The sequence below is a fragment of the Hydrogenobacter subterraneus genome (assembly GCF_055390195.1).
In genome coordinates, this window is the sequence record NZ_AP042473.1 from 947,380 (window position 1) to 959,266 (window position 11,887).

11 protein-coding genes are annotated in these 11,887 nt (G+C 42.4%); 7 read left to right on the forward strand and 4 right to left on the reverse strand.

Annotated elements, in window-relative coordinates:
• Window positions 1–58: 58 nt before the first annotated feature.
• The 7 genes from ACZ5GB_RS05180 to ACZ5GB_RS05210 all read left to right on the forward strand — a co-directional run bounded on the left by ACZ5GB_RS05180 (window position 59) and on the right by ACZ5GB_RS05210 (window position 4,692).
• The gene (locus ACZ5GB_RS05180) at window positions 59–331 is read left to right on the forward strand and encodes an HU family DNA-binding protein (protein ID WP_464326190.1); all 273 of its coding nucleotides are present in this window, start codon (window positions 59–61) and stop codon (window positions 329–331) included.
• 42 nt (window positions 332–373) lie between these two features.
• A complete protein-coding gene (locus ACZ5GB_RS05185; RefSeq protein WP_464326191.1) occupies window positions 374–1,069 on the forward strand; it encodes an RsmE family RNA methyltransferase in 696 nt (231 codons plus the stop codon).
• A gap of 52 nt (window positions 1,070–1,121) precedes the next feature.
• Window positions 1,122–2,312, forward strand: coding sequence for a pyridoxal phosphate-dependent aminotransferase (locus ACZ5GB_RS05190; RefSeq protein WP_464326192.1), 1,191 nt, complete (start codon window positions 1,122–1,124; stop codon window positions 2,310–2,312).
• 223 nt (window positions 2,313–2,535) lie between these two features.
• Window positions 2,536–3,087 (forward strand): nucleotide exchange factor GrpE, encoded by a 552-nt coding sequence (locus tag ACZ5GB_RS05195; protein WP_464326193.1) that lies wholly within the window; start codon window positions 2,536–2,538, stop codon window positions 3,085–3,087.
• Complete coding sequence (locus ACZ5GB_RS05200) at window positions 3,087–3,278, forward strand: hypothetical protein (protein WP_464326194.1); 192 nt, start codon at window positions 3,087–3,089, stop codon at window positions 3,276–3,278. The genes ACZ5GB_RS05195 and ACZ5GB_RS05200 overlap by 1 nt, the downstream gene beginning before the upstream one ends.
• Window positions 3,260–3,772 (forward strand): LabA-like NYN domain-containing protein, encoded by a 513-nt coding sequence (locus ACZ5GB_RS05205; RefSeq protein WP_464326195.1) that lies wholly within the window; start codon window positions 3,260–3,262, stop codon window positions 3,770–3,772. The genes ACZ5GB_RS05200 and ACZ5GB_RS05205 overlap by 19 nt, the downstream gene beginning before the upstream one ends.
• On the forward strand, window positions 3,769–4,692 hold the full coding sequence (locus ACZ5GB_RS05210) for a ketopantoate reductase family protein (protein WP_464326196.1): 924 nt from the start codon (window positions 3,769–3,771) through the stop codon (window positions 4,690–4,692). The genes ACZ5GB_RS05205 and ACZ5GB_RS05210 overlap by 4 nt, the downstream gene beginning before the upstream one ends.
• Here ACZ5GB_RS05210 and lepA read toward each other — a convergent pair.
• The 4 genes from lepA to yajC form a co-directional block, all read right to left on the reverse strand.
• Window positions 4,679–6,478 carry a translation elongation factor 4 gene (gene lepA, locus ACZ5GB_RS05215; RefSeq protein ID WP_464326197.1) on the reverse strand — a complete coding sequence of 600 codons (1,800 nt, stop codon included), beginning with the start codon at window positions 6,476–6,478 and terminating at the stop codon, window positions 4,679–4,681. The two genes, ACZ5GB_RS05210 and lepA, sit on opposite strands and share 14 nt — an antisense overlap.
• Before the next feature lie 32 nt (window positions 6,479–6,510).
• Entirely contained in the window at window positions 6,511–8,700 is a 2,190-nt protein-coding gene (locus ACZ5GB_RS05220) for a Piwi domain-containing protein (RefSeq protein WP_464326198.1), read from the reverse strand.
• A gap of 341 nt (window positions 8,701–9,041) precedes the next feature.
• The gene (locus ACZ5GB_RS05225; RefSeq protein ID WP_464326199.1) at window positions 9,042–11,528 is read right to left on the reverse strand and encodes an AMP-binding protein; all 2,487 of its coding nucleotides are present in this window, start codon (window positions 11,526–11,528) and stop codon (window positions 9,042–9,044) included.
• Window positions 11,529–11,538: 10 nt separating this feature from the next.
• Window positions 11,539–11,880 carry a preprotein translocase subunit YajC gene (gene yajC, locus ACZ5GB_RS05230; RefSeq protein WP_464326200.1) on the reverse strand — a complete coding sequence of 114 codons (342 nt, stop codon included), beginning with the start codon at window positions 11,878–11,880 and terminating at the stop codon, window positions 11,539–11,541.
• Window positions 11,881–11,887: the final 7 nt, after the last annotated feature.

An 11,887-nucleotide genomic window follows, 5' to 3' on the forward strand; every position in this document is an offset into this window, starting at 1 on the left:
TGACTTGTATTGATATATGATTATACTACCTATTAAATACTTTTAAGGAGGGAACGCCATGACCAAAGCAGAACTTGTTTCAGCCATAGCCAAAGGGGCAGGTATCACCAAAAAGCAGGCGGACGCTGCCCTCAAAGCTGCCATCCAAGCTGTTTCAGAGGCCCTCAAAAAGGGTGAAAGGGTTGCAGTGCCTGGTTTTGGTATATTTGCAGTTAGGACCAGGGCAGCAAGGAAAGGTCGCAACCCAAGGACCGGAGCCGAGATCAAGATCCCAGCAAGGAAGGTGGTGGTCTTTAGGCCTGCAAAGGACCTAAGAGAGTCTGTAAAGTAAGTAGGCCTAAGCGGCGGGCTTTGCCCGCCTCTTCTTATTGGTATGGAAAGGCTAATATGCGCTCAGAGGGAGGGGAGCTTATTAAAGATAAGCAATTCAGAATTTAAACACTTAAAAGCCTTAAGACTTAAAGAAGGGGAAAGGCTGGAGGTCTATTGTGAAGACAAGCTTTATTTAGCCGTTATATCACAGATAAACAAAGACTATGCACTATGTTCCATATTGGAGGAGATTGAAAAACCACCTACCAAACCTACGATTGTGGTATATCAATGTATACCCATAGAGCTTAGCCTAATGGACGAGGTAATAGATAGGGTAAGCCAGGCGGGCGCCTTCAAGCTCGCTCCAGTTATATGCAAAAGGGGCTTTAAAGAAATATCAAAGATAAAAGAAAAGATGGAAAGGTGGAGAAGGATAAGTTTAGCTTCCTTTAAGCAGTGCAAAAGACCAAGGCCTATGGAAATAGACAGCCCTGTTAAGCTAACAGACCTTTATCCGAGGGAGGAGGTTTCCCTTGTGCTGGATAACTTTGGGGGAAGCTTAAGCATAAAAGATATAGACTTAAGCAGGGAAAGTTATGGGATAGTGGTAGGTCCCGAGGGGGGCTTCTCCCAAGAGGAGGTGGAACTCCTAAAAAATAGAGGTTTTTTAACCTTAATTCTTAAACCCTATATATATAGGTCTGAAATGGCTGGAGCGGTGGCTACAGCCCTCATAATGAACCTGCATGTGTGATAAAACACTGCCTTTTTAAACTTTAATCTCAAAATTACTTTATAATAGCTTTATGCTTGCAAGGAGAGTCTCTCACATAAAACCGGCGCCTACCCTTGCCCTCACGGCAAAGGTAAACCAGCTAAAGGCTCAAGGTGTGGATATAATAGGCTTTGGTGCTGGTGAGCCAGACTTTGATACACCAGACTTTATAAAGGAAGCCTGTATAAAGGCTTTAAAAGATGGCAAAACAAAGTACGCACCCTCCGCAGGCCTACCCGAATTAAGACAAGCCCTTGCGGAAAAGCTTTTGAAGGAAAACTCCGTAGAGTATAAGCCTTCGGAGATTGTGGTAACAGCAGGTGCCAAGATGGCCCTCTTTTTGGTCATGCTTGCCCTCCTTGAAGAAGGGGATGAGGTATTGCTTCCCTCACCTTACTGGGTTACCTATCCAGAACAGATACTTTTATGTGGTGCCAAGGTGGTGGAAGTACCATTAAAGGAAGAGGAAGGCTTTGTGCTAAAGGCAGAGATGCTAAAGGATTACATAACACCAAGGACCAAGATGCTCATACTCAACTCTCCTTCCAACCCAACGGGTGCGGTGGTGCCGGAAGAAGAGCAAAGAAAGATAGCCCAGCTTTGTCTTGAAAAGGGCATATTCTTGGTCTCCGATGAGTGCTATGAGGCCTTTCTCTACGATGGTGAAAAGTTTGTAAGCCCAGCCAGTTTTTCAAAGGAGGTAAAAGAGATAACCTTTACCATAAACGCCTTTTCAAAGACCTTTTCCATGACAGGCTGGAGGGTGGGATATGTGGCCTGTCCAGAAAAGTACGCCAAAGTGATTGCGGATTTAAACAGTCAGAGTATATCCAACGCTACCACCTTTGCCCAGTATGGAGCCTTAGAAGCCCTAAAAAATCCAAAGGCCAAGGAGTTTGTGGAGAATATGAGAAGGACCTTTGAAAGGCGGAGAGACTTGGCTTATGAACTTCTGAAGGAAATACCCAATGTGAGCGTGGTAAAGCCCAAGGGAGCCTTTTATATATTTCCAAACCTCAAGGCCTACTCCGAAAAGCTTGGCTCCGACCTGAGGCTTGCAGACTACCTTATAGAAAAGGGAAGGGTTGCTGGCGTGCCGGGCTCTGCCTTTGGCGCAGAGGGATATTTGAGGCTTTCTTACTGTGTCTCGGAAGACCACATAAAAGAAGGCATAAGAAGGCTAAGGGAAGCCCTATCCCTCCTGTGTTTACATCCCACATAGTTCAGATAAAACCCAACACCCACCACCTAAAGCTAGCATAGATAATACACCAATTTTAGTAATCTGTCAAGTGGTTCAAGTGAAGCAAAATTGCAGCGAACCTCCAGTTGTGCATTGAGAATTTTTTTTGTAAATAATCCTCTAAGCATTGATACATCTTATACAGAGTGCTATGAGCCCAAAATGGCTATAGCAACTCTGTAGGGTGCTATAATTAAATCTTATGGAAGAGAAGGAAAAGAAGGAAGAAGCCTTAGAGCAAACTACAGAAGCACACGTAGAAGATGAAAAGGATATTAGAATAAAGGAGCTTGAGGAGAAGGTTTTAAAGCTTGAGAGTACAGCAAGGGCTATAAATCAAAGGTATGTGGAGCTTCAAAGGGAGGCGGAATACCTCAAGGAAAGATACAGGAGAGACCTTGAGGAGCTAAGAAAGTATGGCCATGAGAAACTCGCCCTTGACCTTCTTGAGATAGTGGATAACTTTGAAAGGGCCTTCCAGTATGAGGGTGCAGACTTGGAAGGCTTTAGAAGGGGCTTTGAACTCATATACAAAGAACTTCTTAGAATACTGGAAAAGCATGGCATAAGGCCTATGGAGCTGGAAGGGAAGGAGTTTGACCCATACCTTGCGGAGGCCGTGGATAAAGAATACAATCAAGATGTGCCACCCAATACCATCATAAGGGTTGAAAGAAAGGGCTACCTGTTGCACGATAGAGTTTTAAGGCCTGCAAAGGTGGTAGTATCTTACTACGAAGAGGAAATTACCTAATGGAGCTAAGATTTAAGGATTTTCATAGAAAGCTTACACCTTTTAGAGATGAGAGCATGGAACAGCTCCTTGAAGAGCAGGTGAACCAATGGATAAAGTTAAATAAGCCTAAGATAGTTAGCGTAGAAACTCTTTGGGAGAGAAATTCACACGTATCGGTGGGGATAAGGATATGGTATATTCAGGAATGAAGAGAAGGGCATGTATATTCATTGATGGGGCAAACTTTTACTTTATCCAAAAGAATATACTCCATCAAAGGATTGACCTTGTAAAGCTTGTAAACTACTTTAAGGTGGAGTTTGACATATACAACACCTTCTTTTATCTTGCCTACAGAGAAGGGGATGAAAAGCAGGAGGATTTTATCAAGTTTTTGGCTTTTAGCGGTATAACGGTGGTTAAAAAGCCCATAAAACAGCTAAAGGACGGCACATACAAGGGAGACCTTGATGTAAACCTAACCATAGATGCCCTTTTAACAAAGGATAACTACCATACTGCCATCTTATGCACCGGCGATGGGGACTTTGAAAGGCTTGTGTGGACCTTGAGGAACTTTGGGAAAGAGATAATATGCCTTTCTACAAAGGAGGCCACGGCGGTTGAGCTTGTAAACGCCTGCGACAGATACATAGACCTAAGAGACCTACTACCACTTGTAAAGCTGGAGGAAAAGGAGTGAAATTTTTGGTGGTGGGTGTGGGTGCCCTTGGAAGCACCTACCTTGCCTTTTTAAGCAGGGCTGGACACAGGGCTGTAGGGCTTTTAAAAAAGGGAAGGAGTTTAAGCAGAATAAGGGTGGAAGGCCTATGGGGAGAGTTTGAGCAAGAGGTAAAAGCCATAGACTCTTTGGAACTCCTTGACTTTGAGCCAGACCTTATAATCCTTACGGTAAAAAGCTATGACACAGAGAGGGCTTTGAAGGATATAGAGCCTTTAAGCAAAGGAAAAAGTCTTTTGATGGTAGCACAAAATGGCTATGGCAACTATGAAAAGGCTATAAGGTATTTTGGAAAGGGTAAAGTTATCCTATCCAGGGTTATCTTTGGCGCCAAGCTTTTAGAGTGGGGTCATGTGAGGATAACGGTATGCGCCGATGATGTGGTGATCGGAGACCCATCGGGCATCATGGAGGAAGGATTTTTGAAAGACCTGGCAGACCTTTTCTCCAAGGCTGGCATACCCACAAGGTATGAGAAGGAGGTTTATAAATACCTCTGGGACAAGATACTCTATAACTGTGCCTTGAATCCTTTGGGAGCCCTCTTTGAAAGAAGCTACGGAGACCTTGCAAAAAATCCATACACAAAGGAGCTTATGGACAGGATAATAGAGGAGGCCTTTAATGTCCTAAGGGCAAACTCCATAGAGACCTTTTGGAAAGGCCCAGAAGATTACAAAAGACACTTTTATGAGAGGCTCATACCGCCAACGGCTGACCATTACCCTTCCATGCTGGAAGACGTAAAGAGGGGCAAAACGGAGATAGATGCCTTAAACGGTGCCTTGGTGGAGCTTGCAAAGGAAAAGGGAATAAAGGTGCCTACAAACGAGATGATAGTAAAGCTTATAAAGGCAAAGGAAATGTTTAATCTACCTTAAGCACGGTCAAAAAGGCCTCTTGAGGCAATTCCACCTTCCCAAACTGCTTTAGCCTTTTCTTTCCTTCCTTTTGCTTTTCCAAGAGCTTTTTCTTCCTTGTCACATCTCCACCATAGCACTTGGCCGTTACGTTTGCCCTAAGGGGTGGAATTCTTTCTGAGGCTATTATCTTTGTTCCTATTCCAGCCTGAACTTTTACCTCAAAGAGCTGTCTTGGTATGACTTCCTTTAGCTTTTCTACCAATTGTCTTGCCCTCCTGTAAGCCTTGTCCCTATGAACTATAAAGGAAAGAGCATCCACTGGCTCGTTGTTTATAAAGACGTTTAACCTTACAAGGTCCTCTTCCCTAAAACCTATAAATTCATAATCGTAAGAGGCGTAGCCTTTTGAAAGGCTCTTTACCTTGTCATGGAAGTCCAATATTATCTCACTCAAAGGCATCTCATACTCAAGCATTACCGTGTTTGGGTCAAGGTATGTAAACTTCTTTTGAACGCCCCTCTTTTCTTGGCATAAGTTCATTATGTTGCCCACGTAATCCTTGGGAGTAATAATTGTAAGAAGCACAAAGGGCTCTTCTATGGCTTCTATTATGCCCCAGTTTTCTGGAAGCTCGGAAGGGTTTCTTATCTCCTTTATCTGGCCATTTTTGAACCTAACCCTGTATACAACGCTTGGTGCGGTGGTCACTATACTTACGCCATACTCCCTTTCAAGCCTTTCCTGCACTATCTCCATGTGCAGAAGGCCCAAAAAGCCTACTCTGAAGCCAAGGCCAAGGGCTGGAGATGTCTCCGGTTCAAACTGTATGGCCGCATCGTTTATGGCATATTTTTCCAAAGCATCCCTTAGCTCCTCGTAGGTGTAGCCCTCGGATGGGTATATGCCTGCATAGACCATGGGCTTGGCAGGCCTAAAGCCTGGCACTGGTTCTGGAGTTGGATTTTTGGCATCGGTTATGGTATCGCCAACCCTTATGTCTCTCACATCCTTTATAGAAGCTGCAATGTATCCCACATCCCCTGCAGAAAGCTTTTCAAACTTTGTAAGCTTGGGCGTTTGGGCGCCCACCTCTGTCACTTCAAACTCTTTTCCGGTGGAAAAGAGCCTTATGCGCGTGCCGGGCCTTACCTCACCGTCAAAGACCCTAACAAAGGCAACAGCACCCCTATATTGGTCGTAGTATGAGTCAAAGATGAGGGCTTTTAGAGGCTTTGTAGGGTCTCCCTTGGGTGGTGGTATCCTTTTCACTATGGCTTCCAACACCTCTTCTATGCCTATGCCTTCCTTTGCTGAGGCAAGGATTACCTCCTCCGATGGAAGTCCCAATATTTCTTCTATTTGCCTTTTTACCCTCTCTGGGTCCGCCGCCGGAAGGTCTATCTTGTTTATGACCGGTATGATCACAAGGTCCTGCTCTATGGCTTTCCAGAAGTTAGCAACCGTTTGGGCCTCTATGCCCTGCGTGGCATCCACCAAAAGCAAGGCTCCCTCGCATGCAGCCAAAGCCCTTGAAACCTCATAAGAGAAGTCCACATGCCCCGGCGTATCTATAAGATGCAAGGTATATACCTCTCCATCCTTTGCCTTGTAAAACATCCTTACTGCCTGGAGCTTTATAGTTATACCCCTTTCCCTCTCAATCTCCAAAGTATCCAGCATTTGTTCCTTTAGCTCTCTCCTTGATACTGCGCCGGTGAACTCCAAAAGCCTGTCCGCAAGGGTAGACTTACCGTGGTCCACATGGGCTATGATGGAAAAGTTCCTTATCTTGCTTAGGTCCATAATTTATATTTTAGTCTTAGTTTTGACTTAGCCTATAACCAAAAGGGAATATTGCCCTCTGGTTCTTTGGGTTCAATTCCTCTTAATATAAATTTGCCTATCTTATCTGCATAGTAGGTGGTTACCGGTAGACGTGGTTGGATAAGAGAGCCATAATGAAGAATGGTCATAGAAAGGACAGAGTGAATAGCCTTTTCAATATCTAATTTACCATCTGTCCTGATTTTTAGCGGCCTTGGTGTACCTTTTTGAGGAGAGGAAGTGACTAAAATAGCTTCTTTATCATTCAATTTAAAGGCTGTTCCTTTTTCCGCTTTTTTAGCTATCCCATTGTCAAACTCATATATCCGCGGAACATCATTTTTAATTACCTCAATAAAGTAAAACTCTGAGTTTAATTTGTGCGCAATCTTTTTCAAAACCTCTATTTCATTTCCGCGAAAAAGCCCATCCCTGTGGATTATTACCTTTTTGTTTTCAAATTTAAGGTCATTAAAAAGAGAATTCAAAACTTTCTCCGGTATAGTTTCACCCTCAACCAACATATTGTAGAATTTATACCGCAGAAACTCGCCATTATTTTGGTATATCCTTACAAAACCTACCACGTTTATAGTCCCAGCTAATTTATCCTTTTGTATGCCGCTTCTATCAAGCCCCACTAAGTAATCTGCAAAATCCAAAGACTCTCCTAAAATATAAGGTTTGTTGCCTGTTTTCCCAATAATACCTAAGACTATATTTCTTAGTGCAAATTTATTTCCAATTGTGCGCTCATATACTACTTGACTTTGTAAACCTTCTTTCAAGCATACCATCTTAAGCTCATCGTAGAAACCATCATAATCATCCTCTCTTGGTTCACCAGGGAAAAACACCAAATATATATCTGGTTTGTTTTTCTCGTCTATTTTGCTAATTACATCGTTTAAATCTCTTCGAAATGCTATTAAGTCTGAATTATCCACCTTTAATTGATGGTATCCAGCAATGTTTGTTTTAAAACCAAGTCTTTTTAACTCTTCTTCTATAGATTTGAGAAAACCTTCTACATCACGACTTTTATTATATATCGCATTTATTATTCCCAGATTTATAGGCTCACCTCCATGGAACTTCTCAGACATAGCATATATACCATTCTCCGTAATTTCAGACCAGAGGCGGTCGATGTGAGTCTTTTTATTATTCCCTATAAGTATATTCGGTGAAAAACCTATATCCTTGGACTTAATAAACAGGTTTGGGAAGCTTTGCGAACTATAAGGTTCCCCTAACCATCCTTTATCCTTCAAAACCTTATAGATATCTTCTATAATCCTATATCTTTCATTTGGCTCTATTTTCAATTTATTAAAAAGATCATTCACACTCTTGTTATCTCTGGTAAACTTTCTTACATAATCTGGATGCACTATTACTCCTAAAGCAGAAATAATATAATCATATTCGCCTGACTTCGTTTTTACTCTTACTATTAATTCATCATCTGGAGCTTTATTTATTAAGTCTATGATTTCTTGCTCGCTAGCAATATCCAGCAATCTCTCTCTGTGATACTTTAATTCACCCACTATTTCAGTTATTTCTCCTTTCAGGGATTGGAACTTACTATAAACCAACAAACCTTTTAATTCATCCTCAATATTAACATTTTTTCTCTTTAGTTCTTCTATATAGCCTTTAAGGTCTTGTTCATAAACAAGCTCTGAGGATATAGAAAGGGCAATGGCTGGTTCAACAGCAGAGCCATTTTTAACAGTTAAAGCTTGAACATCACATAGTCTTTCAATGTATACATTTTCTATGCGATAACTATATTTTGATAAAATATTTTTAATTTCCTTCTGTAATTCATCAAACAGCTTTTCTACGTACCTCGCTTTTGCAATAGGGGTAGGTTCCCAATCCCCAACATACCTTATAGCGTTTAAGTATTTAAAGCTTTCCTTTTCTTTATCACTTCTACGAAGCTCGCTTATAAAGGTGTTAATTTCCCTTTCATCAATAGGTTCTAAATCTGTAATAAGCTTCTTGTCTTCTCTCACCCAAACCCAATGTCCTCCAAATTTTTTCTTTAAACGATAGGCTAATTTACCACCAACCTTGTTAAGCTGTTCAGTAGAACCAGCCAATTCTACCTCATAGGCGTGCAGTTCTGGGATGGCGGATATATTTACTGGAAAAACCTCTGATTTGATTAATTTATCTCCCCCTTTCATGCTTGCTAATTATATCAAAAAAAAACGCCGGGTGAGAAATTCGCCCTTTGTAGGGGCAGGTTTTAAACCTGCCGGATTATAAAACATTGGGCGGGTCAAAGACCAGTAGGTTTTTTATTAGTAGTTGCACAGATGCCGTGCTTCTAAATTTCTTGTCTCATTTATTTTTTTTAACAAAAAGGTATAATGGCATCACCTTTGCCTAATTAATTTCTCACCCAACGTATGCTTGCTAATTATATCAAAAAATTACGAAAGAAGGAATATATTTTTTTTAAAATTTTCAAAAGCCTTAGATTAACCTTATCCTAATTATGTGAATTTTCGTAGATTTTATACATCTAAGCCTCCAAAAGCCTTTCAACCTCTTTCTTTACCTCTTCCACAATTTCCTCGTAGCTTTTGCCTTCTGGATAAATGGGCCTTCCAAAGATAACTTCAATCTTCTTTGGCCTTGGTAGTTTATGGTAGATGGACATGGCTTCATAGGTTCCTTTTATGGCCACTGGCACCACCGGCACAGAGAGTTCTTTACTTAGTATGGCAAAGCCTTTTCTAAAGGGCAAAAGCCTGCCGTCCCTTGTTCTTGCACCTTCTGGAAATATGACCACCACCCTTCCAAGCCTTAAGGCCCATGCGGTCTTTTGCAGGGATTCTTTTAGCCTTCTGTCAAGGTTTACCGTTATCACATGGGCGAGCTTTCCAAAGAGAGAAGTTAAAGGATTTTTAAAGTATTCCTCTGCGCCAAGAAAGTAGGTCCTTTCCGCTATGGAAGGTGGAAGGGCGCTGACTATTACAAAGCCATCCAAGTAGCTGGCGTGGTTTGGAGCAAGGATAAAGGGCGCCTTCGGCAGGTTTTCCAAGCCTTTTACACTAAGCCTGTTGTAGAGTTTAAAAAAGAGCTTTAAAAGAAGCCTACCAGCATGGAAGATGGGAGCATAGTCCTTTAAAGTGTATGGCTGGGCTTCCAAGAGGATTTCCTTCCAACTTTTTTCTGAGGCTTCTACCTTTTCCTTTTTTTCTATTATGAGACTTACAATCTGGTCCACCCTTGGGTTTTGGGCCAAGTCCTCTTCTGTAAGCCTTATGCCAAAGGAAGACTCAAGGAAGCTCAAAAACTCCACCTTACCCAAAGAGTCAAGGCCAAGGTCAAGCTCTACATGGTGGTGGCCCTTTACCTTCCTCTGGGTGGCCTTTTCAAGGTAGGACCTTATTATCATACCTTCCTGAGTGTTCAAAAGGGGGCTTTCTTCTTCTCTTTCTAAGGCTTCCTCTTGGGAAAGGTATATCTGTGGCAATAAAAACCTTCTTATCTTCCCAAGCCTTGTCTTTGGAAGTTCTTCTTTGATGATTTTAAACCCCGTTATCCTTTTCCAATCGGGTAGTTTTTGATTTACCTTGTCTATTACTTGCCATCTTATGTACTCTTCTATGTTTAGAATGCCTTGGCTCCTTAGCCTTTCAAAGTCTGGAAGCACAAGGGCTTTCACAGAGCCGTCTATTTCTAAGACCGCCACCTCCTTTATGCCTGCTCCTTCCTTCATAATAAGAGCTTCCAGCTCCTCCGGGTTTACCTTTTTGCCACCGGAAAGCACAAGGATCTCCTTTTTTCTACCCGTTATGTATAGGTAGCCCTCTTGGTCAAGGTAGCCCAGGTCTCCCGTCATAAACCAGCCGTCTTTGAAGGCCTTTTTTGTCTCCTCTGGCTTCTTATAATAGCCCTGCATCACATTAACACCCCTTACAAGCACCTCTCCCTCTTCGGATATCTTTACATAAACCTCCTCTATGGGAAGGCCTACAGAGCCAAGCTTGGGCCTTTGGGGTGGGTTAAAGGAGACTATGGGAGAGGTTTCTGTAAGGCCATAGCCTTCAAGTATGGTAAATCCAAGCCTATTTAGGTCAAGGGCTATATCTAAGGGGAGTTTGGCTCCACCGCTCACAAGGTATTTTATCCTTCCGCCGAAGGCCTTATGAACCTTTTTAAAAAGTAGCCTTCTTAAAGGTGGATTGAGGTAGGGAGAAAGAGCAAAGAGCAACCTGCCTGCTGGGTTTGACCTTATGCCTTCCATGATCCTTTGGTGCAAAAGCTGGTATAGCCTTGGCACTCCTACAAGTATGGTTATTTTGTGTTCTTGCAGAGCCTTTATGAGTTCTTCCGAGCTTAGCCTTTCCAAAAAGACTATGGTGGCACCAAGATAAAGTGGCACAAGCATGGTGACCATAAGGGGGTAAGAGTGGTGAAAGGGCAAAAGGGCAAGGGTTATGTCTTCTTTTCCCGCTACTCCCACCTTTTCTATAGCCTTTATGTTGGAAAGTAGGTTTTTAAAGCTTAGCATGACGCCCTTTGGCTCTCCGGTGGTGCCAGAGGTATAAAGTATTAGGGCTGTCTCATGAAGGGACCTGCTTAGAACTTTGCCAAAGGGCTTTGGAATTATAAGGTCATCAAAGTTGTAAATGGTAGCCTTTATACCAGACCTTTCAAGGGCTTCCTTTATGGTCCTTTGGGTTTGGTTTGAACAAAAGACTATTGTAGGTTCAACTTCCTTGACTATGTAATAAGCCTCCTCCACAGAGGACATGTAGTCTATGGGAACCACTATGCCCCCCCTTTGCCATGCGCCATAAAAGGCATAAACCCACTCTGGCCTGTTTTCGGAGCATATTACCACTCTTTCTCCGGGCAGTATATCCACCAACCGAGCAAAGCTTGATATGTTTTCAATTAGTTCTTTGTAGCTTACCTTATAGTTTCCCTTTATGAGGGCAGTCTTGCCAAAATCTTCTATCTCTGGAAGGACCACCCCCTCCTCTAAGAGTAGCTTCATAGGAAAAAATTTATTCTTCTTTTTCCTTTTCTTCTTTCTTGTAATTGGGCTGGTAGTGGGCTATGGCTTCTTTGGTAAAGGTTATCCTTGTGTTGGCATCCACTTTAAGGGTGACAGTTTCGTCTCCTATCTCTACCACCGTGCCCCATATGCCACCGGTGGTGACCACCCTGTCTCCCTTTTTAAGGTTTGCCAAAAACTCCTGATGTTTTTTCCTTGCTTTTGCTTGTGGTCTTATGAGTAAAAAGTAGAACATAACAAAGAGCAATATGAAGAAAACAAGCTGGAAAAGCAAAGCTCCCACTGGACTTGAACCATGTCCTGTCTGCTGTGCAAAGGCTATGTCTATCATGGTGTTT